Annotated in this window: 27 protein-coding genes, 1 other RNA gene and 1 pseudogene; 15 read left to right on the top strand and 14 right to left on the bottom strand. The window is 75.1% G+C overall.

Features of this window, described 5'->3' with window-relative positions:
• Positions 1 to 146 precede the first annotated feature (146 nt).
• The 3 genes from ACZ4WV_RS04915 to lanL form a co-directional block, all read right to left on the bottom strand.
• Entirely contained in the window at positions 147 to 281 is a 135-nt protein-coding gene (locus ACZ4WV_RS04915) for a VenA family class IV lanthipeptide (protein WP_465743254.1), read from the bottom strand.
• A gap of 228 nt (positions 282 to 509) precedes the next feature.
• A complete protein-coding gene (locus tag ACZ4WV_RS04910) occupies positions 510 to 2,519 on the bottom strand; it encodes an alpha/beta hydrolase family protein (RefSeq protein ID WP_465742828.1) in 2,010 nt (669 codons plus the stop codon).
• Positions 2,516 to 5,518, bottom strand: a complete 3,003-nt coding sequence (gene lanL / locus ACZ4WV_RS04905; RefSeq protein ID WP_465742826.1) for a class IV lanthionine synthetase LanL — start codon at positions 5,516 to 5,518, stop codon at positions 2,516 to 2,518. The genes ACZ4WV_RS04910 and lanL overlap by 4 nt, the downstream gene beginning before the upstream one ends.
• A gap of 664 nt (positions 5,519 to 6,182) precedes the next feature.
• Here lanL and ACZ4WV_RS04900 point away from each other — a divergent pair.
• The 4 genes from ACZ4WV_RS04900 to ACZ4WV_RS04885 all read left to right on the top strand — a co-directional run bounded on the left by ACZ4WV_RS04900 (position 6,183) and on the right by ACZ4WV_RS04885 (position 9,787).
• Positions 6,183 to 6,878 carry an alpha/beta hydrolase gene (locus tag ACZ4WV_RS04900; RefSeq protein ID WP_465742824.1) on the top strand — a complete coding sequence of 232 codons (696 nt, stop codon included), beginning with the start codon at positions 6,183 to 6,185 and terminating at the stop codon, positions 6,876 to 6,878.
• A 140-nt stretch (positions 6,879 to 7,018) separates the two neighbouring features.
• A complete protein-coding gene (locus tag ACZ4WV_RS04895) occupies positions 7,019 to 7,855 on the top strand; it encodes a Nif3-like dinuclear metal center hexameric protein (protein ID WP_465742822.1) in 837 nt (278 codons plus the stop codon).
• A 23-nt stretch (positions 7,856 to 7,878) separates the two neighbouring features.
• On the top strand, positions 7,879 to 8,622 hold the full coding sequence (locus ACZ4WV_RS04890) for a zinc ribbon domain-containing protein (protein ID WP_465742820.1): 744 nt from the start codon (positions 7,879 to 7,881) through the stop codon (positions 8,620 to 8,622).
• Positions 8,623 to 8,626: 4 nt separating this feature from the next.
• Positions 8,627 to 9,787 (top strand): bifunctional RNase H/acid phosphatase, encoded by a 1,161-nt coding sequence (locus ACZ4WV_RS04885; protein WP_465742818.1) that lies wholly within the window; start codon positions 8,627 to 8,629, stop codon positions 9,785 to 9,787.
• Positions 9,788 to 9,820: 33 nt separating this feature from the next.
• Here ACZ4WV_RS04885 and yaaA read toward each other — a convergent pair whose 3' ends face one another.
• Both yaaA and ACZ4WV_RS04875 read right to left on the bottom strand, forming a co-directional pair.
• Positions 9,821 to 10,606, bottom strand: coding sequence for a peroxide stress protein YaaA (gene yaaA / locus ACZ4WV_RS04880; protein WP_465742816.1), 786 nt, complete (start codon positions 10,604 to 10,606; stop codon positions 9,821 to 9,823).
• Positions 10,607 to 10,616: 10 nt separating this feature from the next.
• Positions 10,617 to 11,069, bottom strand: a complete 453-nt coding sequence (locus ACZ4WV_RS04875) for a DUF3995 domain-containing protein (RefSeq protein ID WP_465742814.1) — start codon at positions 11,067 to 11,069, stop codon at positions 10,617 to 10,619.
• A 151-nt stretch (positions 11,070 to 11,220) separates the two neighbouring features.
• Between ACZ4WV_RS04875 and ACZ4WV_RS04870 the strand changes: the two genes are divergently transcribed.
• The 5 genes from ACZ4WV_RS04870 (at position 11,221) to rnpB (ending at position 15,537) form a co-directional block, all read left to right on the top strand.
• Positions 11,221 to 11,556: a hypothetical protein gene (locus ACZ4WV_RS04870; protein WP_465742812.1), complete on the top strand. Its 336-nt coding sequence runs from the start codon at positions 11,221 to 11,223 to the stop codon at positions 11,554 to 11,556.
• On the top strand, positions 11,553 to 11,924 hold the full coding sequence (locus ACZ4WV_RS04865; RefSeq protein WP_465742809.1) for a type II toxin-antitoxin system death-on-curing family toxin: 372 nt from the start codon (positions 11,553 to 11,555) through the stop codon (positions 11,922 to 11,924). The genes ACZ4WV_RS04870 and ACZ4WV_RS04865 overlap by 4 nt, the downstream gene beginning before the upstream one ends.
• Before the next feature lie 43 nt (positions 11,925 to 11,967).
• A complete protein-coding gene (locus ACZ4WV_RS04860; RefSeq protein WP_465742807.1) occupies positions 11,968 to 13,500 on the top strand; it encodes an RNB domain-containing ribonuclease in 1,533 nt (510 codons plus the stop codon).
• 138 nt (positions 13,501 to 13,638) lie between these two features.
• Positions 13,639 to 15,126 (top strand): MFS transporter, encoded by a 1,488-nt coding sequence (locus ACZ4WV_RS04855; RefSeq protein ID WP_465743252.1) that lies wholly within the window; start codon positions 13,639 to 13,641, stop codon positions 15,124 to 15,126.
• A 13-nt stretch (positions 15,127 to 15,139) separates the two neighbouring features.
• An RNA gene (gene rnpB, locus ACZ4WV_RS04850) (RNase P RNA component class A) lies at positions 15,140 to 15,537 on the top strand.
• Positions 15,538 to 15,599: 62 nt separating this feature from the next.
• On the opposite strand, the gene ACZ4WV_RS04845 is transcribed toward rnpB, so the two are convergent.
• Together ACZ4WV_RS04845 and ACZ4WV_RS04840 are read right to left on the bottom strand one after the other, a co-directional pair.
• Positions 15,600 to 15,857: a Prokaryotic metallothionein gene (locus ACZ4WV_RS04845; protein ID WP_350743870.1), complete on the bottom strand. Its 258-nt coding sequence runs from the start codon at positions 15,855 to 15,857 to the stop codon at positions 15,600 to 15,602.
• Positions 15,858 to 15,949: 92 nt separating this feature from the next.
• On the bottom strand, positions 15,950 to 16,357 hold the full coding sequence (locus ACZ4WV_RS04840) for an ACT domain-containing protein (protein ID WP_465742805.1): 408 nt from the start codon (positions 16,355 to 16,357) through the stop codon (positions 15,950 to 15,952).
• A 155-nt stretch (positions 16,358 to 16,512) separates the two neighbouring features.
• On the opposite strand from ACZ4WV_RS04840, the gene ACZ4WV_RS04835 reads away from it, so the two are divergent.
• Positions 16,513 to 17,151: a PadR family transcriptional regulator gene (locus ACZ4WV_RS04835; protein WP_465742803.1), complete on the top strand. Its 639-nt coding sequence runs from the start codon at positions 16,513 to 16,515 to the stop codon at positions 17,149 to 17,151.
• An 84-nt stretch (positions 17,152 to 17,235) separates the two neighbouring features.
• Here the strand turns inward: ACZ4WV_RS04835 and ACZ4WV_RS04830 are convergent, their stop codons facing one another.
• Entirely contained in the window at positions 17,236 to 17,445 is a 210-nt protein-coding gene (locus ACZ4WV_RS04830; protein WP_465742801.1) for a hypothetical protein, read from the bottom strand.
• Between the two features lie 46 nt (positions 17,446 to 17,491).
• A complete protein-coding gene (locus ACZ4WV_RS04825) occupies positions 17,492 to 17,722 on the bottom strand; it encodes a hypothetical protein (RefSeq protein WP_465742799.1) in 231 nt (76 codons plus the stop codon).
• Between the two features lie 426 nt (positions 17,723 to 18,148).
• Between ACZ4WV_RS04825 and ACZ4WV_RS04820 the strand changes: the two genes are divergently transcribed.
• A complete protein-coding gene (locus tag ACZ4WV_RS04820) occupies positions 18,149 to 18,847 on the top strand; it encodes a bifunctional DNA primase/polymerase (protein ID WP_465742797.1) in 699 nt (232 codons plus the stop codon).
• 12 nt (positions 18,848 to 18,859) lie between these two features.
• Here the strand turns inward: ACZ4WV_RS04820 and map are convergent, their stop codons facing one another.
• Complete coding sequence (gene map / locus ACZ4WV_RS04815) at positions 18,860 to 19,705, bottom strand: type I methionyl aminopeptidase (RefSeq protein WP_465742795.1); 846 nt, start codon at positions 19,703 to 19,705, stop codon at positions 18,860 to 18,862.
• 103 nt (positions 19,706 to 19,808) lie between these two features.
• Here map and ACZ4WV_RS04810 point away from each other — a divergent pair, with 103 nt between their 5' ends.
• Positions 19,809 to 20,036, top strand: a complete 228-nt coding sequence (locus ACZ4WV_RS04810; protein ID WP_465742793.1) for a hypothetical protein — start codon at positions 19,809 to 19,811, stop codon at positions 20,034 to 20,036.
• Between the two features lie 76 nt (positions 20,037 to 20,112).
• Here the strand turns inward: ACZ4WV_RS04810 and ACZ4WV_RS04805 are convergent, their stop codons facing one another.
• From ACZ4WV_RS04805 to ACZ4WV_RS04795, 3 genes and pseudogenes are all read right to left on the bottom strand, one after another.
• Positions 20,113 to 20,340: a hypothetical protein gene (locus tag ACZ4WV_RS04805; RefSeq protein WP_465742791.1), complete on the bottom strand. Its 228-nt coding sequence runs from the start codon at positions 20,338 to 20,340 to the stop codon at positions 20,113 to 20,115.
• 11 nt (positions 20,341 to 20,351) lie between these two features.
• Positions 20,352 to 20,540 (bottom strand): annotated as a pseudogene (locus ACZ4WV_RS04800) (MFS transporter); the annotation flags it as partial.
• Between the two features lie 46 nt (positions 20,541 to 20,586).
• A complete protein-coding gene (locus tag ACZ4WV_RS04795) occupies positions 20,587 to 21,192 on the bottom strand; it encodes a hypothetical protein (protein WP_465742789.1) in 606 nt (201 codons plus the stop codon).
• Between the two features lie 47 nt (positions 21,193 to 21,239).
• On the opposite strand from ACZ4WV_RS04795, the gene npdG reads away from it, so the two are divergent.
• Positions 21,240 to 21,932, top strand: coding sequence for an NADPH-dependent F420 reductase (npdG, locus tag ACZ4WV_RS04790; protein ID WP_465742787.1), 693 nt, complete (start codon positions 21,240 to 21,242; stop codon positions 21,930 to 21,932).
• A gap of 117 nt (positions 21,933 to 22,049) precedes the next feature.
• Entirely contained in the window at positions 22,050 to 22,238 is a 189-nt protein-coding gene (locus tag ACZ4WV_RS04785) for a hypothetical protein (RefSeq protein WP_465742785.1), read from the top strand.
• Between the two features lie 11 nt (positions 22,239 to 22,249).
• On the opposite strand, the gene ACZ4WV_RS04780 is transcribed toward ACZ4WV_RS04785, so the two are convergent.
• On the bottom strand, positions 22,250 to 23,065 hold the full coding sequence (locus ACZ4WV_RS04780; RefSeq protein ID WP_465742783.1) for a site-2 protease family protein: 816 nt from the start codon (positions 23,063 to 23,065) through the stop codon (positions 22,250 to 22,252).
• 213 nt (positions 23,066 to 23,278) lie between these two features.
• Here ACZ4WV_RS04780 and ACZ4WV_RS04775 point away from each other — a divergent pair, with 213 nt between their 5' ends.
• Positions 23,279 to 26,770 (top strand): AfsR/SARP family transcriptional regulator, encoded by a 3,492-nt coding sequence (locus ACZ4WV_RS04775; protein ID WP_465742781.1) that lies wholly within the window; start codon positions 23,279 to 23,281, stop codon positions 26,768 to 26,770.
• Positions 26,771 to 26,891 lie beyond the last annotated feature (121 nt).

The raw sequence follows: 26,891 nt of genomic DNA, 5'->3' as shown, positions 1-26,891 counted from the left end.
GGGGGGGGGGGGGTCCCCTACGACAAGCGGGTGGAAAGGAGTGCGGAAGGAAAGAAAAAAAAAAAAAAACCCCCCCCCCCCCCCCCCCCCCCCCCCCCCCCCCCCCCCCCCGGCACCCATGGACTACCGACTGATCAGCCGACGGCTCAGCTGTTGGTGAAGATCAGGCAGGTCAGGATGAGACAGGTGTACTGGCAGCCGCTGCCGTGGCCGGTCAGCTCGACGGACTCGGTCTCCGGCAGGTCCTGCAGCGCCGCGAGGTCGGTCTCGAAGTCCACCATGTTCTCCACGATCGGGTCCTCCCCTGGGGTTCACGCCCGCCGCGATCTGCCTGCGGGCGTCGGGTGTCGCACCCCGGGCGGCCTCCATCCGCCGCACCGGGGGTGGTGCCCCGGACCGCCGAGGGTCCGGGAGTCTGTGAATCCGGGAGTCTGTAAATCCGGGAGTCTGTGAGCCCGGGAATGTGAGGGACCGGGGATATGCGGGACCGGAGTGCCCGAGCCCCGGGATCAGCCCGGGCGGCCGGTCCGCAGGAACGCGGCCAGCAGCTCGTGCAGGACGGCGGCGCCCTCCTCGGCGAGCACCTCGTGCCCGGCTCCGGCTGCCTCGACGTACCGGAAGTCCGCGCCCTCCACCCGGCCGATCCGCAGCAACTCGTGTCGCAGCGCTCGGGATTGGCTGACCGGTACGACCTCGTCCCGGTTGCCGTGCACCACCAGCAGCGGTGCGCTCAGCCGGTGCGCCAGCTGCAGTACGTCGCGCGGGCCGCGGGCGTCCGTGATGGGGTCGCCGCCGCCGAGCCGGGTGGTCAACGCCCGTACGGGGGGCGCCGCTTCGGCCAGCAGTCGGGCGCCGGACAGGAACGGCGCGACCACCGCGCAGCGGGCGACCTGCTCGGCCGGCGCGTGCGCGGCCGCGAGCAGGGCGAGGAACGCGCCGTAGCTGACCCCGAACAGGGCGGGCGGTTCGAGGCCGAGCGCCGCGCGCTGCCCGGCGATGCCGTCCAGCAGGTACAGCACGTCGTCCAGGTCGGGGCCGCCCCAGGCGCCCCGGATGGCGAGCGCGTGCGGCACGCCGTAACCGGTGGAGCCGCGTTGGTTGGGCGCGACGACCGCCAGGCCCTCGGCGGCCATCCGTTGCAGCGCCGGATCGAACTCCAGCCGCCAGGCGTCCGCCGGGCCGCCGTGCAGCGCCAGCACCAGGTGCGGACTGCTCAGCCAGGCGTCCCCGCCGTACACCACGGCCTCCAAGGGCCCGGCGGGGCCGGCGAGTTCGAGGCTCTGCGCGGACTGCCAGCGGCCGCCGTCGCCGGGCGGAGTGCTGCCGTCCAGGCGCCAGCCGGCGGGCGGGGTGCGGGCGGCGCGCGGTCCGCCGGGCTGCCAGGGCAGTGCGGTGTCCCGCCAGGTGCTGGGCAAGCCCGAGCCCAGCGGGGCGAGTTGGAGCGGCAGCAGCATCGGGCCGGACTCGGCCGGGACCGGGCCGTGTGCCAGCAGGGCGTCCACGTCCAGGGTGGCCAGTGCCGCCGGGTGGTCGGGTGAGGAGTACGGGATCCGCAGGCCGGCCTCCCCCCAGTGCCCGATCGCGCCGAGCCGCCCGGGTGGCACCGGCAGCGGGTCCAGCCGGCCGACGCCGGGCCGCCACAGGGCGAGCGCCGACCCCGCGCCGTGGTCGATCTGCACGGCGACCCGGGGGCCGTCCGCAGCCTGCCGTAGCGCGATCGGCCGCAGGAACACGCCCGTGACGTGCAGGCATTCCGGGAACCGTAGCGGCCGGCCGCCGTCCAGTACGCCCCAGCCGAGCCGGTCGGTGCCGGGTGCGTCGCTGCGCACCATCGCGAAGCGGCTGTCGGGATCGAACAGCACCAGTCGGTCGTTGCTGCGCTCGCCGATCTCCAACAGCGGGGTGGTGGTCCCGCTGCGCAGGTCCAGCACGACGCTGCGGACCAGCCCGCCGGCCACCCGGTCCAGGGCGAGCAGCGCGCCCGCGTGGTCCAGCCAGGCGCCGCCGCCGTGCAGGCCGGGGATCTCGGCGATCTGCTCGGGCTCGCTGCCGTCCGTCCGGAGCAGCCAGGCGGTGGTCGCCGGCCGGGTGTCGGTGCCGAGGGCGAGTGCCACCGGGGTGCGCGGGCCGGCGCCGGGCGGCACCGGGAGCGGCAGCAGACGCAGCCCGGGCATCCGGAGTGAGGCCAACTGCTGTTCCACGGCGCCGGTTTCGCTGGTCGCGAGGCGGACCAGGTCGTGTCGTTCGCCGTCGTGCCGGCAGACCAGCACCGAGCCGTCCGACAGTGCGACCAGCTGGGAGCGGAGGTTCTCCGAGCGGTTGCCGGGCAGCGGCAGGGCGGTCGGAGTGGCGGGCTCAGGCGGTACGGCCGGACCGGAGCCCGGCGGGAGCCGCCAACTCTCCACGTACCAGGCGCTGTCGGCGGCCGCGGCGAGGCAGGCCGCGTGGCTGCCGTCGGCGGCGAAGGTGAAGCTGAGACGCCGCAGGGCTTGGGTGGTGGTACGGGTGGCCACGTTCATGACCCGCTCACCCCGCTGGTGCGGGAGGGGAGTCGGAGCTGAACGGGCGGGACGGGGTCGAGCCAGAGCCGGGGGCCGCCGTGGCGTAGCCGGAGTAGGAAGGCCAGCGGGCCCGCGGTGCCGGTGCCGTAGGCGGTGGCGCAGCCGGTGCCGGTCTCGTCGGGGAGTGTCAGCAGGCCGTTGCGCAGGGCGGCCCGGGCGGTGATCAGCTGACCCAACTCCTCGGCTCCGGTGCGGAATTCCGGCTCGCCGGTGGCCTCGGCGAGGTCGAGCAGGTATTCGCCGTCGCCGGCCAGCCCGTGGCAGGCGCTCACCCCGCTGTGCCAGCGGCCGGTGAGTACGGCCCGCCCGGCGGCGCGGGCGAGGTCGAGGGTGGCGGGTTCACCGGTGGCCCGCCCGAGCCGGAGCAGGAAGCTGCCGGCGCCGGAGGAGCCGCTGCACCAGTGGGAGAGCCGGATGTGCTCGGGGTCGGTCGCGCTCTGCGGCCACCAGGCGGTCCGGCGCTCGGCGTCCCAGCGCGCGGTCGCGGCGAGCGTCCGCCCGGCGTCGACGGCGGTGGCCAGGGCTTGCGCGGCGAGCGGTTCGCCGGCCGGCGACTCCGGGCTCGGAGTCCCCGTGGCCGGCCCGCCGAGGCCGCCGAGGGCATCGGCGGCGGCGAGGAGGAAGGCACCCACGCCCGCGACCCCGTGGGCGAAGCCCAGGTGGGTGATCCCGGCGAGCGCGGAGTCGAAGTCCGCCGGTACCGGCCAGACCGTCCCGTACGGCTCCTGCCGTGCGGCGGCCAGCAGGCCGCGGGCGCACCGTGCAGCCCGGGACAGGAAGCCGGCGCCGAAGCCCGCGCCGAAGCCCGCACCGGAGCCCGCACCGGAGCCCGCGCCGACGCCCGCACCGTGAACAGCACCGTAAGCAGCGCCGAAGTCCTCGGCAGCGAACCGCAGTTGGGCGAGGCCCGCCCCTGCGGCGCCGTGGCACACATCGGGGTTGGGCCACTCGACGGCGATCCGCCGGGCGAGCGCGGCCGCCCGCTGCGCCGCTTCGTCGTCGCCGAGCGCGCGGGCGGCGTCCAGCAGCGCCCACGCCGTGCCCGACCGCCCGAAGTGCAGCCCGGGCAGCACCACCGGCTCCGCCGCGACGCGCCGTTCGATCCAGCTCGCGGCGGTACGGGCCGTGCGTGCGGCCTCCGCCCGGACGTCCTCCGGCAGCCCGTCGGCCGTCACGGCCCGGGCCAGGACGGCGAGCACGCCCGCCGCGCCGTGCTGCACGTTGCACGGGTCCGTCCGCTCCCCGGCGGGGACGACGGGCCAGAGGCGGTCGGGCCGTTCGGGCGTCGAGGTGACGGCGAGGTGCCGCAGGCCGTCGTGCAGCAGCCGGTCGAGCGAGGCCGGGCCGCCGTCGCGCGGCGTGCCGGTGCCGGGGCGCCGCCGGGCGGCGGCCTGCCACAGCGGACTGACGGTGATCCGCGCCGCTCCGCCCAGTTCGGCCCGCGCCCGGGCCACGCTCCACCGCCCTTCGGGTTCCTCGGCCCGCAGCCCCAGTACCAGCGGGGCCAGCCGCCGCGCCGTCGCACCCGTGCGGGCGGCGAGGGCGAGCCAGCGGCCGAGGCGCTCGGCGACCGGGCGGGCGTGCGGCAGGTCCTCCGGCAGCAGCGGGTCGTGTCCGGTCGCGAGCAGGAAGAGCAGTCCGCCGAGCGCGTACAGGTCCACCGCCGGGTCGGCGATGCAGGAGCCGGCCGGGGCGAGCCGCCCCTGTTCCGGGGCGCGGTAGCCGGGGGTGCCGGCCGAGCCGGCCCGGCGGCCGGTCTCGGCGGCGAGTTCGAGGTCGACCAGCCGCAGACCGCCGTCCGGGCGGACCATCACGTTCCCGGGGGAGAGGTCGCGCAGCACCAGGGCCTGGGCGTGCACCCGCTCGACCAGGTCGAGCAGGCCGTGCACCACCGGCTCGGCCTCGGCCCAGTCCACGTCCGGGCTGCCGTCGCGTCGCAGCCGGGCCGCGACCCAGGCGCCGAGCGGCTGTCCGGCGATTCGTTCCTGCACCAGGAAGACGGAGTCGTCCTGCTCGATCAGTTCGAGGGCGCGCGGCGCAAGGTCCTGCCCGTCCAGGCGGGCGAGCAGCGCGGCCTCGTGCCGCAGCGCGTCGCGGGCGTCCGTCCCGGCGCGGTCGACCTCGATGTGCGCGCGGGCCTGCTTGACCACGACCTCCGCGCCGCCGGTCGCCTCCCGCCCCAGGAACACGCCGCCCTTGGCGCCGTGCCGGACGGCGGCGGTCACCGCGTACCGCCCGGCCAGCAGTACCCCGCCGCCGCGCTTCCGGGCCGGGCGCGCGGGCGCACCGGGCGCCAGGACACCGGCCGTGGCGAACGGATCCCGCACCCACCCGGGCGCCCGGTACGACCCCCCGCGCACGTCCTCGGTCCGCTCCCCACCGGGCCCGCGCAGCACCGACCGGTACTCCCCGTCGTTGCCGAGCTCCGCCCGCGACGCGAAGGCGCCGTACCGGTAGTGCACCCGGCTGCCCGGGCGGTACGGCCGGTCGGACAGCACCACCGGGCCCGGCAGCCCGGCCGTGGCCCGGTCCAGCGCGGCCGCCAGCCGCTGGAACTGGGCATCGCCCACCGGGTAGACGGTGATGAACTTCCCCGCCGAACCCCGATCGCTGTTGCGGGAGTTGAGCTCACGCAAGCGCTCCTCCGCGGCGGCGAACTTGAAGCTGCACGGGTCGGCGGCGAGCACCCGCACCACCGCCGCGAGCACCTCCCCGCCCACCACCGACGCCGCGCTGACGTGGAGCTTCCACCCCTGCTCCGGTAAGGGGGAGGACGCGGACGGCCTGGCCGTGCACCAGAAGCCGCCGACGGTGACCTCCCAGCCACCGTCGCCTCCCCGGCCTCCGGCACCGGCCAGTGCCGCCCGCGTCGCCTCCGGCCACGAACCGGCCGCAGCCGGCCCGCGCCCCGCCGACCCCCCGCCCCCGGCCGTACGCAGCGATGTGCCCGCCCCCATCCGCCACCACATCCCTTCGTCTGCGCCACCGTGTCGCCGGGTGCCACTGCTCGGCACCCGGGGCGCGGCGGCCCGGCCTGATCGGTTCCCTGTCGGGTGCGACCCCCTCCGAGGAGGAGCCGGGCCGCCGGTTCGGCGGGCCCCGGGCCCGCTCCGGCGCAGTGCCCTCCCGGCCCCGATGGGCTACTGGCGGGGCAACTCCCGTTCGCAGGACTGAAGTTAGTTTCGAGAAAACCGAAGGCTCAACGCAGACCCGGTCACTTCACTCGTAAGGGTGATCTAGCGGCGGTTTCGAATTCCTACGGGGGGCCTGCTGTGCGCGAGGAGCGCCCCGGCGCACGGGCGCACACGGTCCGTGCGAGCCCGTACGAGCGCCCCATCGCAGGTTGGCGCGCCCGCGCGCCGGGTTGACGCGCACCCGTACGCCCCCGGCACCCGCGTCCGAACACCGCCCGACCACCGCCCACGCCGACGCCCGGCAGCCGATCGCGACCGCCCTCCGCCTCAGCCGGTGTGCGGCCGTCTGGCGGGTCGTGCCCCCGCCCGGATGTGTGGGCGCCGTGACGCCGTGCCCGATTCGCAGCTCTCCGTGTGACGCACGGCGCGTGACCGCGATCAGGTCCACGCTTGGTCGAAGGCGGCCGAGGCACACGTGGAGGCAGCGATGAGGGTCGTGTTCGTGCACGGGGCATGCGTGCGGGACGGGTCGTGGTGGTGGCACTGCACGTCCGAGCGGCTGCGGGAACGAGGGGTGCCGAGCGTGGCGCCGGCGCTGCCGAGCTGCGGTGAGGCGGGTCCGCCGGGCGGCACCGGCGGACCGGGGCTGCCCGAGGACGTCGCGGCGGTGCGGCAGGCGCTGCTGAGCAGTGACGAGCCCACCGTCGTGGTCGCCCACAGCTATGGCGGCATCGTCACGGCGGAGGCCGCTGCGGGGATCGGGTCGGTGCGCCACCTGCTGCTGGTCTCCAGCTACCTGCCCGAGGTCGGGCAGAGCCTGTCGGACTTCGGGGACGGCGGCCCCGCGCCGTTCTTGGACGTCGACCCCGACGTCGGCACGTTCGGGGTCCGCCCGGAGCTGCTCGTGGACACGTTCCTGCAGGACTGCGACCCGGACATCCAGGCGCAGGCGGCGGACCATCTCGCCCGGCAGAGCGTGCGGGTCACCGGGCAGCCGGTCGGAGCGGCCGCGTGGCAGCAGGTGCCCTCGACGTACCTCGTCTGCGCTCAGGACCGGGGAACTCCGCCGCGCCTTCAGCGGGAGTTCGCCCGCCGGGCCGGCGGCGTCGTCGAGCTCGACACCGGCCACCACCCGTTCCTGTCCCGGCCCGCCGTCGTACGGGACCTGCTGCTGAGCCTGTGACGGGGCTGACGGGGCTGACGGAGCTGCCGGGGCCCGGCGAGACCGTCCACGGACTCGCGTCCGGACCCGCTCCCACGGACAGCCGCCTCCCCCGAACGGCCGAGGCCCGACCGGCGCCGTGCGCACGGTAGTCTCGACAGGTGCCGAAACTGTCCGACGTCATCACCGCGCTCGAAGAGGTCTACCCGCCGCAGTGGGCGGAGTCCTGGGACGCCGTCGGCCTGGTCTGCGGGGACCCTCAGGCCGAGGTCCGCCGCGTGCTGTTCGCCGTCGACCCCGTCCAGGCCGTCGTCGACGAGGCCGTGGAGTGGGGCGCCGACCTCGTCGTCACCCACCACCCCCTCTACCTGCGCGGCACCACCAGCGTGGCCGCCACCACCTTCAAGGGCCGGGTGGTGCACACGCTGATCACCAACGGCATCGCGCTGCACGTCGCCCACACCAACGCCGACCACGCCGACCCGGGCGTCTCGGACGCGCTCGCCGAGGCGGTCGGCCTGCGGGTCACCGGCCCGCTGGTGCCGGACCCGACCGACCCGCTGGGCCGCCGCGGCACCGGCCGGATCGGCCTGCTGGAGCCCCCGCTGCCGCTGTCCGCCTTCGCCGCTCAGGTCGCCCGGGGCCTGCCGGCCACCGCCGCCGGGGTCCGCGTCTCCGGTGACCCGGACCGGCTGGTCAGCCGGGTCGCGGTGTGCGGCGGTTCGGGCGACAGCCTGTTCGCCGACGTCCGGGCGGCCGGCGTGGACGCCTTCGTGACCGCCGACCTGCGCCACCACCCGGCGTCCGAGGCCGCCGAGGCCGCGCCGGTCGCGCTGATCGACGCCGCCCACTGGGCCACCGAGTGGCCCTGGCTCGCCCTGGCCGAGCGCGCCCTGCGGGGCGTCGCCGACGAGCGCGGCTGGGCCGTGGAGACCAAGGTCTCCCACCGGGTCACCGACCCGTGGACCGCGCACGCCCCCATGTCCTTCACCGCCTGACCCGATTCACAGGAGCTTTCCGCTTGAACGCCGCGCCCGCCGACCAGATCCGCCTGCTCGACCTCCAGGCCATCGACTCGAAGCTCGACCAGCTGGCCCACCGGCGCCGGAGCCTGCCGGAGCACGCCGAGATCGAGAAGGTCACCGCCGACCACACCGCGCTCAAGGACCTCGTCATCGCCGCCGAGGCCCAGAGGGGCGACACCGCCCGCGAGCTGACCAAGGCCGAGCAGGACGTCGAGCAGGTCCGCGCCCGTGCCGCCCGCAACCAGCAGCGCCTGGACTCCGGCGCGATCACCTCGCCGAGGGACCTGGAGAACCTCCAGCACGAGATCGGCTCGCTGGCCAAGCGCCAGGGCGACCTCGAGGAGGTCGTGCTGGAGATCATGGAGCGCCAGGAGAGCGCCAACAGCCGGGTCGAGGAGCTGAGCGCCCGCCTGGAGCACTCCACCGTCGTCCTCACCGAGGCCGAGGGCCGCCGCGACGCCGCCTTCGCCGAGATCGACGCCGAGGTCGAGAAGGTCAGGCGCGACCGCGAGGCCGTCGCCGCCGTCATCCCCGCCGACCTGCTGAAGCTGTACGCCAAGCTGCGCGAGACCCAGGGCGGCGTCGGCGCGGCCCGCCTCTTCCAGCGCCGCTGCGAGGGTTGCCGCACCGAGTTCTCGATCACCGAGCTGAACGCCATCAAGGCCGAGCCGGCCGACAAGGTCGTCCGCTGCGAGAACTGCTCGCGGATCCTGGTCCGCACCGCCGAATCGGGCGTCTGAGCCGGTGGCGGCGCGCTTCATCGTCGAGGCGGACGGCGGGTCCCGGGGCAACCCGGGGCCGGCCGGCTACGGTGCGGTGGTCCGGGACGGCGACACCGGGCAGCTCGTCGCGGAAGCCGCCGAGTTCATCGGCCACGCCACCAACAACGTGGCCGAGTACCGGGGCCTGATCGCCGGGCTCAGGGCGGCCCACGCGCTCGACCCGGACGCCTCGGTGGACGTCCGGATGGACTCCAAGCTGGTCGTCGAGCAGATGTCGGGGCGCTGGAAGATCAAGCACCCCGACATGCAGCCGCTCGCCGCCGAGGCGCGCACCGTCTTCCCGCGTGACCGGGTCAGCTACACCTGGATCCCGCGCGAGCGGAACAAGGACGCCGACCGGCTGGCCAACGAGGCGATGGACGCCGGTCAGGCGGGCCGCCCGTGGGAGCCCCGGCCGAAGGCCCCGGCGACCGCCCCTGCGACCGTCGCGGAGCCGCCGCTGGAGCCGGCGCTGGAGACCGCCGCCCCCAAGGCGGGCTGGGCCGCGCCCGCCGACCTCGGCACCCCCACCACCTTCGTGCTGCTGCGCCACGGCGAGACCCCGCTCACCCCGGAGAAGCGTTTCTCCGGCAGCGGCGGCACCGACCCGGAGCTCTCCGACAAGGGCCGCTGGCAGGCCGAACGGGCCGCCGAGGCGCTGGCCGCGCGCGGCAGCATCCAGGCGGTGGTCGCCTCCCCGATGCGCCGCACCCGGCAGACCGCCGAGACCGTCGCCGCCCGGCTCGGCCTGGAGGTCCGGTACGAGGAGGGGCTGCGTGAGGTCGACTTCGGCGACTGGGAGGGCCTGACCTTCGCCGAGGTGCACGAGCGGTACCCCGCCGACCTCGCGGCCTGGCTGGGCTCCGCCAAGGCCAAGCCGACGGGCAGTGCCGAGAGCTTCACCACCCTCACCCACCGGGCCGGCGTCGCCCGGGACAAGATCCTCGCCCGGTACGCGGGGAAGACCGTGCTGGTGGTGTCCCACGTCAGCCCCATCAAGACGCTGGTCCGGCTGGCGCTCGGCGCCCCGCCCGACTCGATGTACCGGATGGAGCTGTCCGCCGCCTCGATCTGCGCCGTCCAGTACTACGCGGACGGCAACGCCTCGCTGCGGCTGCTCAACGACACCTCGCACCTGCGCTGACCCCGCCGGGCCCCCGCCGGCCGTCCCGGGGGGTCAGTGCACCTCGGTGACCACCACGTCCAGTTGCCACGGCTTGCGCGCTGTGCCCTCCGCCGCCGTCTCGACCCGGTGGCCCAGCTCCCGCAGCGCGTCCAACAGCTCGCCCGGCGTCTTCGGCTCGGCCCCGGCGACCAGCAGGTCCCGCACCAGCCGGCCCTTGGTCGCCTTGTTGAAGTGGCTGACCACCGTGCGCTTGCCGTCCCGCTCCTGCAGCACCCGGACGGTCGCGGTACGGGACGCCACCTCGCCGGCCGGCTTCCAGGCCGCCGCGTAGGCGGAACTGCGCAGGTCCAGCACCAGCCCGTCCGCCACCTCCGGCAGCACCGGGGCCATCGCGCCCCGCCAGTGCGCGCCGAGCGCCCCCGGCCCGGGCAGCTTCACGCCCATCGAGCAGCGGTAGGACGGGATCCGGTCCGAGATCCGCACCGCGCCCCACAGCCCGGAGAACACCAGCAGCGAACGCTCGGCGCGCTCGTAGGCGGCGGCGTCCAGGCCGGCCAGGTCCAGGTTGTCGAACAGCACCCCGGTGTACACCTCGGCCGCCGGACGGGCCCCCGCCGTCGGCAGGCCCGCGTTCTTGGCGATCTCGCCGCGCAGCCCGGGGGTCAGGCTCAGCACCTCGGCGGCGGTGTCCTCGTCGCCCCGGCAGAGGCCGACCAGCGCGTCCAGCACCGCGCCGCGCGCCGCCGTCAGCCCCGGCAGCGACAGCCGGTCGAGCGCGACGGGCTCGCCGTCCCCGGACGCGGCCTTGCCCTCCGAGGGCGGCAACAGCACCAGCACAGCGGACTCCTCAACAGTTTGTGGCAGACGAACCCCGCCACCCTACTGCGGCCGCTCCGGCTCCCAACGCCACGCACAGCGGCGAGTAGTACCGCACGTTCAGCCGCCGGAACCGCTCCGTGCGCGCACTGACCCGCCCGAACACCACCGGCCCGGCCACCCCGCGCGCCAACAGCACCCCGGCCGCCGCCCGCACCCCCGCCCGCCGCAACCCCCGCGGCCCGGCCGCCGGCAACACCCCGGCCTCCGCCGCCACCAGGTACGAGGCCGCCCCCAGCAGCCCCGCCACCGCCAGACACGCCCCCGCCGGCGGCACACCGTCCCCCGCCCCCACCACGGCGTCCGCGAACTCGTCCGGCGTCCGCAGCGGCCACGGCGACACCGCCCACACCGCGTGCAGCGCCCCCGTCACCGCCAAGGCCGCCGACACCGCACCCCCGGCGACCCGCACCACACCAGCCATCGCCCGAACCCCCTCCGTAGCCCTCGGCCCCACCGTACGAGTGCTTACACCCCCGCCGACAGCCGCATCGGAGAGAGAGCACGGCCGGCGGCAATTCGGTGGGAGCGCCGGACGTTCACCACTACGGTGAGCCCGGAGGAGAGTGAACGAGATGACCATGCGCCCCCTGAACGCGGAGCCCGACGACGGTGACCCCGCGGCGGAGTCGCTGTCCGTGAGCCTGCCCGCCGGCCTGCCGGCAGAGACCCGGCAGGCGCTGGAGTTCGCGGTGCGGGCGGCGGCCGAGGCGGTGATGGCCGGGCGGATGCGGGTGACCGAGGCCCCCGCCGGGTCGGACACCGCCGAGCTGGCCTTTGAGGTCCGCCGCTCCGAGGTCCCGCAGGCGCTCGCCGAGGGGGCACCGGGCCGGGCCGAGCGCCGGGCCGCCGTGGTCGCCCGGATCCGCGCCGCCAACGCGGAGACGCTGGAGAGGCTGAAGGACCTGTGACGGAGTACCTCGACCTGGACGACGTCACCTACCTCGCCGGCGGCCCGGAGAACATCCGCGACCTCGGCGGCCTGCTCTCCGCGATCGCTCGCCCCCAGGCGAGCCTGTTCGGCGGGGACGCCTACCCCGACCTGTGGACCAAGGCGGTCGCACTCGGCCAGAGTCTGGCCCGCAACCACCCGCTGGTGGACCGCAACAAGCGCACCGCCTTCGAGGCGATGCTGCTGTTCCTGGACTACAACGCCGAGCCGTACGCCGATCCGCGTCCGGACGACGCCGTGGCCTTCATGCTGCGGCTGGCCACCGGAGGGTACGACGACGCGGTCGCGCTCGCGGCGAAGGACCTGAAGTCCCTGCTGGGGCGCTGAGCCTCCGTCCGGAATCGCCCGGTTTCGCCCTACCCTGGCGTCCATGCCTCGCCGAAAACTGCGCGTCAAGGCCGCCGACTCCGCCCGGATCAACACCGAGCTGACCGAGCTCCGCACCCGCCTGGAGATCCACGCCGAGTGGCCCGAGGCGGTGCTCGCCGAGGCGGAGGAGGCGGCCGAGCGGCCGCGGCTGCCCGAGTACGACGACACCGAGCTGCCGCTGTTCACCGTCGACCCGCCGGGCTCCCGGGACCTCGACCAGGCCATGCACCTCAGCCACCGCCCGGGCGGCGGCTACCGGGTGCACTACGCGATCGCCGACGTGGCCGCCTTCGTCCGCCCCGGCGGGGCGATCGACGCGGAGGCCCGGCGCCGGGTCGAGACCCTCTACTTCCCCGACCACCGCGTCCCGCTGCACCCGGCCCGGATCTCCGAGGACGCCGCCAGCCTGCTGCCCGGCGAACCGCGCCCGGCCCTGCTCTGGCAGCTGGACCTCGACGCCGACGGCGCCGTCGTGCTGGCCGACGTCCGCCGCGCCGTGGTCCGCTCGCACCGCCGCCTGGACTACGCCGCCGTCCAGCGCGCCGTGGACCTCGGCGGCGCCGACGAGCAGCTCGCCCTGCTCGCCGTGATCGGCCGGCTGCGCGAGGAGCAGGAGCGCGCCCGCGGCGGGATCAGCCTGCCGGTGCCCGAGCAGGAGGTCGAGGAGACCCTGCACGGCTACGTCCTCGGCTACCGGGCGCCGACCCCCGCCGACGGCTGGAACGCCCAGATCTCGCTGCTCACCGGCATGGCCGCGGCCGAACTGATGCTGGACGCGGGCGTCGGCCTGCTGCGCACCCTGCCCGCCGCGCCCGCCGCCGGGTACGACCGGCTGCGCCGGATCGCCGCCGCGCTGGACGTGGACTGGCCGCAGGCGCTCCCGTACCCGGAGCTGATCCGCTCGCTGGACCCGGACATCCCGCTCAACGCCGCCTTCCTCACCGCCTGCACCGGGCTGCTGCGGGGCGCCGGCTACCGGGCCTTCGACGAGTCCCGCGGCCTGCCCGCCCCCGCGGAGCCGGGCCACGCCGCGCTGGCCGCCCCGTACGCCCACTGCACCGCCCCGCTGCGCCGGCTCGGCGACCGCTTCGCGCTGGAGGTGTGCGCGGCGGTGGCGGCGGGGGAGGACGTGCCGGACTGGGCGCGCGAGGCGCTGCCGGCCCTGCCGGCGCTGATGGCGAGCGGGGACCGCCGGGCGGCCGAGGTGGAGCGGGCCTGCGTGGACCTGGTGGAGGCGGAGCTGCTGGTCGGCCGGGAGGGCGAGGAGTTCTCCGCGGTGGTCATCGAGGTGGACGGGAAACGCCCCGGCTCCGGCACCGTGCAGCTGCGCGAGCCCGCCGTACGGGCCCGCTGCGACAGCGCCCACGCCCCGGACGGCGCGGACGTCCCGGACGTCCTGGACGCCCCGGACGGCGCCGACACCCCCGGGGGCCCCGGCGCCGCCGGACCGCCGCTCCCGCTCGGCCGGGTGATCGACGTCCGCCTGACCGAGGCCGACCCGGTCACCCGGACGGTCCGCTTCGCCGCCGTCTGAGCGCCGCCACCGGCCAGCCGCCGCCGGGCAGCCGCGGGTCCCGCCACCCGGACGGGTCCGATCCGTGGCCCCGGCCCCGCCCGGCGGTGGGAGGATCGGTCCGTGCCTGATGCTGCCCCCCTCCCCGCCCCCACCCCCGTGCCGACCTCCGCCCCCGACGCCGACCCGGGGCGCCGCCGCCGGCTGCTCGTCCTCGCGATCTGCTGCATGAGCCTGTTCATCGTCGGCCTGGACAACACCGTGGTGAACATCGCCCTGCCGGCGATCCAGAAGGACCTGGACGCCCCGGCCTCCGGGCTGCAGTGGATCATCGACGCCTACACCGTGGTGCTGGCCTCGCTGCTGATGCTGTTCGGCTCGGTGGCCGACCGCTTCGGCCGCCGCCGGGTGTTCCGGATCGGGCTGGCCTGTTTCGCGCTCGGCTCGCTGCTGTGCAGCCTGGCGCCGAGCCTGGAATGGCTGGTGGTGTTCCGGGCGGTGCAGGCCGTCGGTGGGTCGATGCTCAACCCGGTGGCGATGTCGATCATCACCAACACCTTCACCGATCCCAGGGAGCGGGCCCGGGCGATCGGCGTCTGGGGCGGCGTGGTCGGGATCTCGATGGCGCTCGGGCCGCTGCTCGGCGGTTTCCTGGTGGACGGCGCGGGCTGGCCCTCGATCTTCCTGATCAACGTCCCGGTGGCGCTCGCCGCGATCCTGCTGACCGTCCGCTACGTCCCCGAGTCGCGCGCGCCGAGGCCGCGCCGGCTGGACCCGGTCGGGCAACTGCTGATGATCATCCTGCTGGGCTGCGGAACCGCCGCGATCATCGAGGGCCCGGGCAACGGCTGGACCTCCCCGCTGATCCTCGCGCTCGCCGCCGCGGCGGTGGCCGCGCTGGTCGCCTTCCCGGTCTGGGAGCGGCGGGTCGCCGAGCCGCTGGTGGACCCGCGGTTCTTCGCCAGCGCCCCGTTCACCGGGGCCACCGTCACCGCGGTCTGCGCCTTCGCCGCGCTGGGCGGCTTCCTCTTCCTCAACACCCTCTACCTGCAGGACGTCCGGCACTACGGCCCGGTCGAGGCCGGCCTGTGGACGCTGCCGATGGCCGGGATGATGCTGGTCTGCTCGCCGGTGTCCGGGCGGATCGTCAGCGGCCGCGGCCCGCGCCTGCCGCTGGCCGTCGCCGGGTTCTGCCTCGCCGCGAGCGGCCTGCTGCTCACCCGGCTGACCGCCGACTCGCCGTCGGCGCTGCTGCTGGTCGCGTACGCGCTGTTCGGCTTCGGCTTCGGCATGGTCAACCCGCCGATCACCAACGCCGCCGTCTCCGGGATGCCGCGCGCCCAGGCGGGGGTGGCCGCCGCGGTCGCCTCGACCAGCCGCCAGGTGGGCCAGTCGCTGGGCGTGGCGGTGATCGGTACGGTCGTCACCTCGGCCGTGGTCGGGCCGATGGCCGCCGGCTTCGCCCCGGCCAGTCACGCCGGCTGGTGGATCCTGGTCGGGCTCGGCGCTGTGATCCTCGTCCTCGGACTGGTGACCACCACCGCCTGGGCCACCGGGACGGCCGCCCGGGTGGCCGTCCGCCTCGGGGCCGAGCCGCCGGCGGCTCGGACCGGTGTGCGGGAGGCTCCGCCCGAGCGGCTACGATGACGGTTACGGCGGAAGAGCCGGCCGGGCGGTCGCGACGGGTCCCTGACCCGCCGAGGAACGTCCGGGCTCCACAGAGCAGGGTGGTGGGTAACGCCCACCCGGGGTGACCCGCGGGACAGTGCCACAGAAAGCAGACCGCCCACCGCTTCGGCGCGTGGGTAAGGGTGAAACGGTGGTGTAAGAGACCACCAGCGACCGGGGTGACTCGGCCGGCTAGGTAAACCCCACCTGGAGCAAGGTCAAGATCGGTGCCCTCGGGTACCGTGCGCGGACGTCTGAAGGCTGCTCGCCCGAGTCCGCGGGTGGACCGCACGAGGCTGTCGGCAACGGCAGCCCTAGATGGATGACCGCCTCCCCGGGCCGCGCGAGCAACCCGGGAGACAGAACCCGGCGTACAGGCCGACTCTTCCGCCCCTGGACGTCCGAAGGCCCTCCGGCCGCGCTCACCGAGCGGGCCGGGGGGCCTTCGCGCTTCAGGCGGGGCGGGAACCGACGGCGTCCCGGATCTGCTCGCCCAGGCCGCCGTTGACGCGGGCGCAGTTGGCGCAGCAGAAGAACATGCCGGCCACTTCGACGCCGTGGCCGACGATGCGGACGTTGCACTGCTCGCAGCGGGGCGCGAGCTTCTCCATCGCGCACTCGAAGCTGTCGAAGGTGTAGCTGTCGCCGGTGACCGTCTTGATCTCGAAGGCGAGCCAGTAGTCGTTGCCGCAGGTGACACAGGTGGCCATGGCGGCCGTCTCCTTCCGGTGGGGCCGGCCCTGGCGGGGCGGCTGTCTCCAGTGTCGAAGCGGCGGTGGGCGGCGGCCACCCGGCGGTGCCGTCAGGCGGATCGGGCGGCTCGGGCGGACAGCTCCTCCAGGGCGCGTACGGCGCGGTCGGCGTCGTCGGCGCCGACGAACAGGTGGTCGTGGTGGAAGCCGGCCACCAGGTTGCAGCTGATGCCCTCCTCGGCGAGCCGCCCGGCCACGGCGGCGGTCAGCCCGACGGCCTCCAGCGCCGAGTGGACCCGCAGGGTGATCCAGGCCGCCACGTACTCGTAGCGCAGCCCGAGCGCGTCCGCCTCCTCCTGGGCGACGACCACCGTGACCCCTTCGGGCTCGGCGACGGTCGCCACCGGTCGCATCCCGGCGGGCACCTTTGCGGGGAGGGTGCAGTAGACGTACCGCCCCGGGTTGAGCTGCGGGCGCAGCCCGCTCAGCAGGGTCGCAAGGTCTCGTTCACCGGCCATGCCCGTCACCGTATCCGCTGAGCCGCCCCCGGGCCGTGCGGCGGGCCCGTGTCGGAAAGCGTTGACGAGCGACAGTCACCGATATATCGTCGAACTATCGAGACAGTAACTCGACTGTTTCGTCGAACCAGGAGGTGAGCGCCATGCGCTCAGGAATGCGATTTCGTGGAGAGGGCCCGCGCGGCGGCGGACGGCGCCGCGGCCCGGGCCCCGAGTTCCGGGGCACCCCCGGGGAGGACTTCGAGGGGCGGCAGGCCTTCGGCGGCTTCGGCCCGCCGCGCGGCGGCCCGTTCGGGCACGGCTTCGCCGGCCACGGCGCCCGGCGCGGCGGCCCGCACGGGCGGCGCGGCGGCCGGGCGCGGCGCGGTGACGTCCGGGCCTCGCTGCTGGCCCTGCTCAAGGAGCGGCCGATGCACGGCTACGAGATGATCGCCGAGATCACCGAGCGGACCGGCGGGGCCTGGCGGCCCAGCCCGGGCTCGATCTACCCCAACCTCCAGCTGCTGGAGGAGGAGGGACTGATCACCGCGGAGGAGGTCGGCGGCAAGCGGCTGGTCTCGCTCACCGAGGCGGGCCGCGTCGAGGCCGAGGCCGGGCCCGCCGAGCCGTGGGCGGAGGCCGGCCGGGAGGCGGACTGGGAGGCGGTCCAGGAGGTGGGCCAGGCGCTCGCAACCGTCGGACAGGCCATCCAGCAGGTCATGCGGACCGGCACCGAGGCGCAGCGCGCCAAGGGCTTGGCGGTGCTGACCGAGGCCCGCAAGAAGCTGTACCTGATCCTCGCCGAGGATGACTGACCGGCGCGGGGGGACGCCGACGGGCGGTGCCGCTGCACTGCGGACCCCGTGGGTCCCGGGCCCCGAACGCCCGGATCCCCGGGCTCAGGGCCGGACGATGAACAGGGCCACGCAGGCGAGCAGCAGCACCGCCCAGGCGAACCAGAGCCAGCTGTCGGGCCCGATCGTCACGGTGTAGAGGCAGACCGCCAGGAGCAGTACCCCGGTGGTCCAGGCGATCTGCCGGTTGTGGTGGGCGACCGCCTGCGCGCGGCTCCGGTGGTGCCGTCCGGGACGCCGTACCGCTCTGGCCATGCCGACCTCCCGGGGAGGCGATGAGGGGGACGCGGCGGGCGGCCCGTCAGCCGGAGGCCTTGGTGGTGGCCGCCTCGTCGAACTCGTAGCGCCAGAACCAGCTCAGGCCCCGAACCTGCTTGCTCCGGACGTACACCAGTGTGCGCGCGGGGGCGTCGCCGTGCGCGGGGACGGGGACCTTGTACTTCTTCGGCACGCCCAGCATCGGCCCCAGGGGAATCGGGAGGATCTTCCCGTCCAGGGGGCCGCCGACGAATTCGGTGTCCGCGCTCTTCACCCCTCCAGGGTCTCATCCCCGCCCGGTGGCCACGGGCGGAGCACCCCGAAGGGGAGGCCAGGTGAGGGCCCGGTGGCCGCAGTGTGACCGGCGAGGCACCTCCCCCGGTCATCCGGAGGCCTCGCGCACCCTTATCCTTCCTGTACGCCCTCGGGGTCCACCCCGGGTCAGCGGGCCCCGTACGGGCCGGGCGAGGCGCGGATCTGCGTGCCCTCCGGTCGGAACCGGCGCGGACAGCGTGCTGCCGCGACTTCGTACCGTGACCCGGGCGTCGGCCGTCCGGTGACCCCGGGCCGCGGCCGGCGGGGCGCAGACAGCAGGGCCGAGCACCTTCCGGGGAAGCAGCGGGGGGCGCTGTGCGTTGCGTCGGAGTGATACGTCGAACGCTGTGTCGCACCAGGCACGGCAGTGCGCGGAAGGGGCCCGATGGAAGCCGGCAGCAGGTGGACGACCTGGTGGCAGAAGCGTGAGCGACAGCGGGTCCGCCCGGGTGGCCCGGACCCGGCCACCAGACTCGATCAGCTGCTCGGCGCGCTGCGCGCCGGATTCCCGCTCGCTCCCGCCGCCCACCCGGCCGGCTACCGGTGTTCCTGCGACCGGGTGGCCTGTCCGGCCCCGGCCCAGCACCCGGTCTCCTTCGCCTGGCAGACCCAGGCCACCACCGACCCCGACCAGCTCTCCCGCTGGCTCTCCCGCGACCCCCAGGCCAACTTCGTCACCGCCACCGGCCGGGTGCACGACGTGCTGGACGTCCCGGCCGAAGCCGGACGGCTGGCGCTGGAGCGGCTGACCGCACTGGGCGTCGAGGGGCCCGTCGCCGCCGTCGGCGAGGACCGCTACCTCTTCTTCACCGCCACCCGCGGCACCCCGCAGGACGAGGACGAGTGGTGGCCGAGCGCGCTCGACTCCACCCCGGACACCATGTCCGAGCACCCCGGCCTGCGCTGGCACTGCCGCGGCTCGTACACCCTGCTCCCGCCGGCCGCGCTGCCGGACGGCTCCCGGGTGCGGTGGCTGCGCGGGCCCGAGCAGCCGCTGCCGGACCCGCTGCGCGTCCTGGACGTGCTCACGGACGCCTGCACCGAGGTGGGCGCGGTGGCCGAGGAGCAGTGGCTCATCGGCTGAGGGGCGGCCGGGTCACGGCAGGGTGAGGATCTCCGCGCCGTCCGCCGTGACCACCAGGGTGTGCTCGAACTGGGCGGTGCGCTTGCGGTCCTTGGTGACGACCGTCCAGCCGTCCGGCCAGATCTCGTAGTCGTAGGTGCCCAGCGTCAGCATCGGCTCGATGGTGAAGGTCATGCCCGGCTTGATCACCTCGGTGGCCCGCTCGCTGTCGTAGTGCGGGATGATCAGGCCGGAGTGGAACGACGTGTTGATGCCGTGTCCGGTGAAGTCCCGCACCACGCCGTAGTCGAAGCGCTTGGCGTAGGACTCGATGACCCGACCGATGACGTTGATCTGGCGGCCGGGCCTGACCGCCTTGATCGCCCGGTTGAGGGACTCCCGGGTGCGCTCGACCAGCAGCCGGGACTCCTCGTCCACGTCGCCGACCAGGTAGGTGGCGTTGAGGTCGCCGTGCACGCCGTGGATGTACGCGGTGGCGTCGATGTTGACGATGTCGCCGTCCTGCAGCACCGTCGAGTCCGGGATGCCGTGGCAGATCACCTCGTTGACCGAGGTGCAGATCGACTTGGGGAAGCCCCGGTAGCCGAGGTCGGACGGGTAGGCGCCGTGGTCGCACATGTACTCGTGGGCGACGGCATCCAGCGCGTCGGTGGTGACCCCGGGCGCGATCAGCTTGGCCGCCTCCGCCATCGCCCGGGCGGCGATCCCGCCCGCGATCCGCATCTTCTCGATCGTCTCGGCCGTCTGCACCTCGGGCCCGGTGTACGGCGTCGGGGCGGGCCGCCCGACGTACTCGGGACGCGCGATGTGCGCCGGGACCTTGCGGGTGGGGGACTGGATGCCGGGTACGAGAGCCATGGCGGCGAGTCTAGCCGCCGGGCCCTGGAGCCCCGGGCGGTGTGCGGATGGGTCCGGGCGGGGGATGATCGGTACCGACCCTATGTCTGGACGGGAGGGCGTCATGCCCCTGGGATTCCACCGCAAGCCGACCGGAAAGCCCGGTGAGTGGTTCTACTGCATCAAGCACGGCAAGGTCGAGGAGGGGCCGGAGTGTCCGGCCAAGGACCGCCTCGGCCCGTACGACAGCCCTCAGGAGGCCGGCAACGCGCTGCAGATCGCGGACGAGCGCAACCGCGAGTGGCAGAACGACCCGCGCTGGACCGACAAGCCGAAGGACGAGGCGGAGTAGTCGGGGCCGCGGGACCGCCCGGCCGGCCCGGTCGGCCCGGCAGGCCGACTGCCGGAGCACCCGCCGCCCCGTCCGGTCAGACCGCGGCGGGGGCCTCCGGGGCGGCCCGGCGCTGTTCCGTCCGTTCACGTTCCGCCCGTTCACGTTCCGCCCGTTCACGTTCGGCCCGTTCGTGGTCGGCCCGGACCGCCGCCGTGTGGGGGTCGGTGCGGTCGTCGTAGGCGAGCAGTCGGGGCAGGGCGGCGGCGACCGCGAGGACGGCGACCACACAGGCCAGGCCGCCGCTCCAGACGGCGGCCCGCACACCGATCAGCCGGAGCCGGTGAGCTCCTTGATCTGCATCGGCATGGCGACGTACGTCAGGAAGCTGCCGAAGCTGGTGACGCAGCCGGACGTCCACAGGTAGCGGAAGTCGCGGGAGGCGCGCCACGGGGACAGGTCGGGCGTCAGGGAGCGCAGCAGCGTGCGCAGCCGCCCGGTATGCGGTGGTCCGTCGTCGTTCACGGGCCCGCATCCTCGGACGGTCGGTCCGCTCCCGGCAACGGGTTTTTCACCAGCGGCTGAGCACGGGTGCCGAGGTCAGCCGCCCGGCGAGCTCGGCCAGCCGGTCCAGGACCGAGCGGCGGCCGGCCGGCTGCCCGGCGGCCGCGCTGACCAGGTGCTGGGCGAGGTCGAAGGGCTCGTCGGCGGCGGTGCCGACGGCCAGCCGTTCATGGGCGATCCCGCCGAGCTCGCCCGGCGTCCCGGGGGCGGCGCCGTCGAGCGCGAGGACGGTCGCGCCGTGCCGGCGGGCGTCCTGCACCCGCTCCAGCAGGGGGGCGCCCGCCGACCCGGGGGCCACCACCAGGACGGTGGCGCCGCGCCGGGCCTCGGCGAGCCGCGGCAGGCCGTGCGCCAGGTGGGCCGGGGCGGCGGCGGGCGGACGATGCCTGAGCAGGGTGGGAGCCAGCCGGGGGACGGCAGACCAGGCGGCCTCGTCCGCGAGGTGGGCCGCCAGGTGCCAGGGCTCGTACGCCTCGGTGCCGACCAGCAGCAGCTCACCCGCCCCGCGCCGCTCCACCGAACGCCGCAGCGTGCCGGCGAAGGCGCCGGCCGCCTCCAGCCAGCCGGTGCCCGCCAGCCGCTGCCGGAGTGCCGAAACTCTCACCGCGTCCATGCGGCCCAGAATGTCGCGCCCGGCCGGGGATTTGGCAGGATCGGCCCATGACTTCCCTCGATTCAGCGACAAACCCGGCCCACGACGTGCCGGACGTCTCGCAGCTGGTGGTCGGTGTCCTCGGCGGCACCGGCGACCAGGGGCGGGGCTTGGCCCTGCGGCTGGCCAAGGCAGGCCAGCAGGTGATCATCGGCTCCCGCGACGCGGCCCGGGCCGAGGCCTCGGCCGCCGAGCTGGGCGTCGGTGTGCGCGGCGCCGACAACGCCACCGTCGCCCGGGAGAGCGACGTGGTGATCGTGGCCGTCCCGTGGGACGGCCACGCCGCCACCCTGAGCTCGCTGCGCCAGGAACTGGCCGGAAAGATCGTCGTCGACTGCGTCAACCCGCTGGGCTTCGACAAGCAGGGCGCGTACGCGCTGAAGCCGGAGGAGGGCAGCGCCGCCGAGCAGGCCGCCGCGCTGCTGCCGGACTCCCGGGTCACCGCCGCCTTCCACCACCTCTCGGCGGTGCTGCTGCTGGACGAGTCGGTGGAGCGGATCGACACCGACGTGATGGTGCTCGGTGACGACCGGGCCGCCACCGACGTGGTGCGGGCGCTCGCGGGCCTGATCCCCGGCATGCGGGGCATCTTCGCGGGCCGACTGCGCAACGCCCACCAGGTGGAGGCGCTGGTGGCCAACCTGATCTCGGTCAACCGCCGCTACAAGGCCCATGCGGGCCTGCGGGTCACCGACGTGTGACCGACGTGACCGGCGGACGTCGTGTCGGCCGCCCCCTGGGCCTCCTCCGGAGGTGAGGTCGGCGACAATGGGGGCGGTCGCACCGGCCGTCCGCCCCCCGCCTAGGAGCCCCGCGTCATGCCTCGCACGTCCCTCATCGCCCTGATCGTCACCGTCCTGGCCCTGGCGGCCGCCGTGGTCTCGGTGGTCGCGGGCTTCTGGATCGGGCTGATCTGGCTCCCGCTGGCCGGTGTGGCGAGCAACGTGCTGTGGATGAACCGCCGCAAGGAGAAGCTCGCCGCCGCGGCGGCCGTCGAGCAGGCCTAGCCCCTCCGGAACTAGCTCTTCCAGAAGCTGAACAGGTACCGCCCGACCGTCGCGTAGTCGGTGTTCACGCCGAACAGGTTCATCAGGTCGTGGAGGACTCCGAAGAAGAACGAGTTCACCTCCGGCTGCCACAGCAGCGCGAACACGGCGAGCATGCCGTACGGCGCGAACGGCTCGACCGCGCGCCGGGTCTTGGCCGAGAGCCAGGGCTCGACGATCCCGTAGCCGTCCAGGCCGGGCAGCGGCAGCAGGTTCAGCAGGGCCGCGCTGAGCTGCAGCAGGCCGAGGAAGCCGAGGGCGCAGGCGAACGGCGAGACGGTCAGCTCGTAGTCGTAGTACGTGGCGTGCAGCGTCGAGTCGTCCAGCCAGCCCGCGCCGACCGGGACCAGCAGCGCCGCGGCGAACACCACGTTCACCAGCGGCCCGGCCGCCGAGATCAGGCTGTGCTTGAGCCGGCCCTGGATCCGGTGCCGTTCGATCCACACCGAGCCGCCGGGCAGGCCGATGTTGCCGAAGATCATGAAGACGATCGGCAGCACGAAGCTGAGCAGCACGTTGGTGTACTTCAACGGGTTGAGCGTGAGGTAGCCCTTGGCGCCGACGGTGATGTCGCCGCCGTGCAGCGCGGTGCGCGCGTGGGCGTACTCGTGCAGGCAGAGCGAGACCATCCACCCCGACACCACGAACAGGAACACCCCGAAGCGGACGTTGCCGTAGCCGGCGTACACCGCCCAGGCGGAGGTGGCGAGGATGGCGAGGAGCACCCAGAACACCGGGCTGATCCGGCGGTCCTCGCTGCGGGACCGCGGCGTGGCGGCGAAGGTCATGGTGGGGTGCTCCGTGGGCAGGGGGAAAAGAACGACGGCAGAGCCGATCATGCCGGGCGGGCCCGGGGCCGGACAAGCCGTGCCCGGTGAACGTCCGAGGGCTCGCCACCGGTTCCGCCGCCTCGGGGGCGGACCGGGGCCGTCCCCGGCCAGGGAAGGGCGAGCCAGCACAATTGTGCGGCCCCACCGTCGCCCATCGACCAGAATGGACCGGTGTACTACGGCATCCTCGGGACCACGACGGCCCACCACGACGACGGCACACCGGTCCCGCTCGGCGGGGCCAGGCTGCGGGCCCTGCTCACGGCGCTGGTTCTGCGCCAGGGCCGGCCCGTCCCGGCCGACCTGCTGGTGGACGAGGTGTGGGACGCCGAGCCGCCGCAGGACTCCTCCGCCGCGCTGCAGACCCTGGTCGGCCGGCTGCGCCGCACCGTCGGCCGGGAGCGGATCGGCTCCGGCCCCGCCGGGTACTGGCTGACCGACCCGGCCACCGACGTCGCCGATTTCCAGCGGCTGAGCGCGGAGGGCCGGCGCGCCCTGGACGCCGGCGACCACGCCCTCGCCGCCGAGCGGCTGCGCGCCGCGCTCGCCCTGTGGCGCGGCCCGGCCCTCGCGGACCTGCCCGACCGCGCCGGCCCGGCCGCCCGGCTGGAGGCCCAGCGCGAGGAGGCCCGCCGCCACCGGATCACCGCCGACCTCGGACTCGGCCGGGCCGCGGAGCTGGTCGCCGAACTCGCCGAACTGTGCGAACGGCAGCCGCTGGACGAGCCGCTGCAACTGCTGATGGTCCGGGCGCTGCACGAGAGCGGCCGCACCGCCGAGGCGCTGCGCCACTACGAGCGGACCAGGCGGGCCCTGGCGGAGGAGCTCGGCGTCGACCCCGGCCGCCAACTCCAGTCCCTGTACGCCGAGTTGCTCGCCTCCGCGGAGCCGGCGCCGATACCGGCGCCGACGGAAGCCGCACCGGCAACCAGACCGGCACCCGCACCCGAACCCGAACCCGCACCCGCACCCGCACCCGCACCCGAACCCGCACCCGCACCCGCACCCGCACCCGAACCCGCACCCGCACCCGCACCCGCACCCGCACCCGCACCCGCACCCGCACCCCTACAGGCCCCGCGGTTCCCGCGCGCCGCGGGCAATCTGCGCGGCCGGCTGACCAGTTTCGTCGGTCGGGAGAGCGACCTTGCCGCCCTGCGCGAGATCCTGACGGACGGGCGGCTGGTCACCCTGACCGGCCCCGGCGGCTCCGGCAAGACGAGCCTCGCGGTCGAGGCCGGCCGGGCCGAACTCGCCGCCGGGCGCTGGCCGGAGGGCGTGTGGGTGGCCGAACTCGCCCCGCTGGAGAGCCCGGACGCCGTCCCCGCCGCCGTGGTCTCCGCGCTCGGTCTGCGCGAGATCGTCCTCCACAGCAGCAGCAGTCTCGTCACCGACGTGATCGAGAAGCGCGCCGAGGACCCGCTGCGCCGACTGGTCGAGCACTGCGCCCACCGCCGGATGCTGCTCGTCCTCGACAACTGCGAGCACCTGATCCAGGCGGCCGCCGACCTTGCCGCCACCCTGCTCGTCGAGTGCCCCGGACTCACCGTGCTCGCCACCAGCCGCGAACCGCTCGGCGTGCCCGGCGAGAGCGTGCTGCCGGTCGAGCCGCTGCCCGCGCCCGTGGCACTGCGCCTGTTCGGCGAGCGCGCCGCCGCCGCCCGCCCCGGCTACGATCCGGGCAGCGAGCCGGAGGCCTGCGCCGAGATCTGCCGTCGCCTGGACGGCCTGCCGCTGGCCATCGAACTGGCCGCCGCCCGCCTCCGGGTGATGACGGCCCGCCAGATCGCCGACCGCCTCGACGGCCGCTTCGCGCTGCTCACCGCCGGCAGCCGCACCCTGCTGCCGCGCCAGCAGACCCTGCGCGCGGTGGTCGACTGGAGCTGGGACCTGCTGGGCAAGCGGGAGAAGGCCGTCCTGCGGCGCCTGTCGGTGTTCGCCGGCGGCTGGCGGCTGGAGGACGCCGAGGCGATCTGCGCCGACGGCGTGGAGGTGCCGCGCGACGAGGTCGCCGACCTGCTGCTCTCCCTGGTCGACAAGTCCCTCGTGGTGGCGGACCTCGGCGGCGGGGGACTGCCGCGTTACCGGATGCTGGAGACCATCCACGAGTACGCGCAGGAGCGGCTCGCCCAGGCCACCGAGGCGGAGGCGACCGAGGGCCGCCACCTGGCGCACTTCCGCGAGATGGTCGCCGCGGCCGACCGGAACATCCACGGACCCCAGCAGCTGCACTGGCTGGCCGTGCTGGAGCGGGAGCAGGACAACATCCGCGCCGCGCTGCGCCGCGCGGTCGACCGGCGGGACGAGGAACAGGCCCTGGTCCTCGCCCTCGGCATGAGCTGGTACTGGTCGCTGCGCGGCTACGGCCTGGAGGCCCGGGGTTGGTACGACGCGGTCGCCGCGCTCGGCCCGGATCCGCTCGGTCCGGACGTCCCGCCACCGGTGCCGCTGGAGCGGACGGTGCTCGAGTACGGCGTGCCGATGCCCGAGGGGGTGGTCGAGGAGGCCCGCCGGCTGATCGCGATGTACCGGCTGCTCGGGCTGTTCGAGGGCAACCTGGAGGTGCTCGGCGATCCGAAGGCGGTCACCGTCGCCCGGAAGCTGCTGGACGTCTACGGCCCGGAGCTGCCCCAGGCCTACCGCTTCCCGGGGCTGATGCGGGTGTTCGGCGCCTTCCTGTCCGGTCGCCTGAACCTGACCAGGGAGCTGATGGACGACGCCGTCGAAGGCTGCGAGCGCCACGGCGACGCGAACGACCTCGCCTTCATCCTGCAGCTCCGGGCCAAGATGATGAACGACTGGCCGGGCGGCGAGGAGCAGGGCCTCCGGGACGGCGAGCGCTCCCTGGAGCTGTACGAGCAGGCCGGCAACCTCTGGGGGATCTCGCAGGCGATGGCGGCCCGCGGTGAGTCGCTGGCCAACCGGGGCGAGCCGGAGGCCGCCGTCGCCGCGTACGAGCGCGCGGTCGAGCTGGCCGAGGAACTCGGCGCGCCGCACGAGGTGCCGATGCTGCGGGTGAACCTCGGCAACGCCCTGCTGGAGCAGGACGAGGAACGCGGCGAGCGGATCGTGCGGGAGGCACTGGCCTCGCTCGACACCCCGGGCATGAACCAGGCCGGCGCCAGCGCGTGGCTGTTCGGCCACCTGACGCTCTGCGGACTGCACGCCCATCGCGGCGACTACGCGCGGGCGCTGGCCGAGCTGGACCCGCTCGACGCGGCCAGGGTGGGCTTCTTCGCGCCGGGGGTCGTCTCCGGGCTGTTGAGCGCCTCCCGGGGCTGGATCACGGCCCAGGCCGGCGACCCGGACCGAGGACTCGAGCTGATCCGCGAGGGCCGGAGGATGCTGCGGGCGGCCATGTCCTCCTCCGGATTCGTCGAGCAGATGACGGTCATGGTGGTGCCGGCCACGGTCGGGGTACTGCGTTCCTTCGCCGAGCGCGACGGGGACCTGGACCGGGCCCGACTCGCCGCCGTGCTGCAGGGCGCGCACAACGTGCTGAACGGCCCGAAGGGCGGCTACCTGGAGCGCGCCGGCCGGGAGCGGTCGGCCGCCGCCCTGCGGGGGCTGCTGGGCGACGCCGCGTACGAGGAGGCGCACGCCCAGGGCGAGGCGATGACGCAGGACCAGGTCCAGGAGTTCCTGCGGGACTTGGTCGGCTGATCCGGGCAAGTGGCCGGCTCGCCCGGGCTCGTGCGGCCCGGGGGGGGGGGGGGGGGGGCGGTGCCCCCCACCACCCCCCCCCCCCCCCCCCCCCCCCCCGCGGCTACCCCCCTCCCACACC

This window comes from Kitasatospora sp. NPDC029312 (genome assembly GCF_055569215.1).
Note: the sequence above shows the minus strand (reverse complement) of the source record. Positions and strands in the feature narration are given on the sequence as shown.

What these genes read in the sequence shown, in the direction of transcription:
- ACZ4WV_RS04915 (WP_465743254.1), bottom strand. Translation starts at nt 281, where the DNA reads ATGGTGGACTTCGAGACCGACCTCGCGGCGCTGCAGGACCTGCCGGAG.
- ACZ4WV_RS04910 (WP_465742828.1), bottom strand. Translation starts at nt 2,519, where the DNA reads ATGAACGTGGCCACCCGTACCACCACCCAAGCCCTGCGGCGTCTCAGC.
- lanL (WP_465742826.1), bottom strand. Translation starts at nt 5,518, where the DNA reads ATGGGGGCGGGCACATCGCTGCGTACGGCCGGGGGCGGGGGGTCGGCG.
- ACZ4WV_RS04900 (WP_465742824.1), top strand. Translation starts at nt 6,183, where the DNA reads ATGAGGGTCGTGTTCGTGCACGGGGCATGCGTGCGGGACGGGTCGTGG.
- ACZ4WV_RS04875 (WP_465742814.1), bottom strand. Translation starts at nt 11,069, where the DNA reads ATGGCTGGTGTGGTGCGGGTCGCCGGGGGTGCGGTGTCGGCGGCCTTG.
- ACZ4WV_RS04870 (WP_465742812.1), top strand. Translation starts at nt 11,221, where the DNA reads ATGACCATGCGCCCCCTGAACGCGGAGCCCGACGACGGTGACCCCGCG.
- ACZ4WV_RS04860 (WP_465742807.1), top strand. Translation starts at nt 11,968, where the DNA reads ATGCCTCGCCGAAAACTGCGCGTCAAGGCCGCCGACTCCGCCCGGATC.
- ACZ4WV_RS04845 (WP_350743870.1), bottom strand. Translation starts at nt 15,857, where the DNA reads ATGGCCACCTGTGTCACCTGCGGCAACGACTACTGGCTCGCCTTCGAG.
- ACZ4WV_RS04840 (WP_465742805.1), bottom strand. Translation starts at nt 16,357, where the DNA reads ATGGCCGGTGAACGAGACCTTGCGACCCTGCTGAGCGGGCTGCGCCCG.
- ACZ4WV_RS04835 (WP_465742803.1), top strand. Translation starts at nt 16,513, where the DNA reads ATGCGATTTCGTGGAGAGGGCCCGCGCGGCGGCGGACGGCGCCGCGGC.
- ACZ4WV_RS04830 (WP_465742801.1), bottom strand. Translation starts at nt 17,445, where the DNA reads ATGGCCAGAGCGGTACGGCGTCCCGGACGGCACCACCGGAGCCGCGCG.
- ACZ4WV_RS04820 (WP_465742797.1), top strand. Translation starts at nt 18,149, where the DNA reads ATGGAAGCCGGCAGCAGGTGGACGACCTGGTGGCAGAAGCGTGAGCGA.
- map (WP_465742795.1), bottom strand. Translation starts at nt 19,705, where the DNA reads ATGGCTCTCGTACCCGGCATCCAGTCCCCCACCCGCAAGGTCCCGGCG.
- ACZ4WV_RS04810 (WP_465742793.1), top strand. Translation starts at nt 19,809, where the DNA reads ATGCCCCTGGGATTCCACCGCAAGCCGACCGGAAAGCCCGGTGAGTGG.
- ACZ4WV_RS04795 (WP_465742789.1), bottom strand. Translation starts at nt 21,192, where the DNA reads ATGGACGCGGTGAGAGTTTCGGCACTCCGGCAGCGGCTGGCGGGCACC.
- npdG (WP_465742787.1), top strand. Translation starts at nt 21,240, where the DNA reads ATGACTTCCCTCGATTCAGCGACAAACCCGGCCCACGACGTGCCGGAC.
- ACZ4WV_RS04785 (WP_465742785.1), top strand. Translation starts at nt 22,050, where the DNA reads ATGCCTCGCACGTCCCTCATCGCCCTGATCGTCACCGTCCTGGCCCTG.
- ACZ4WV_RS04780 (WP_465742783.1), bottom strand. Translation starts at nt 23,065, where the DNA reads ATGACCTTCGCCGCCACGCCGCGGTCCCGCAGCGAGGACCGCCGGATC.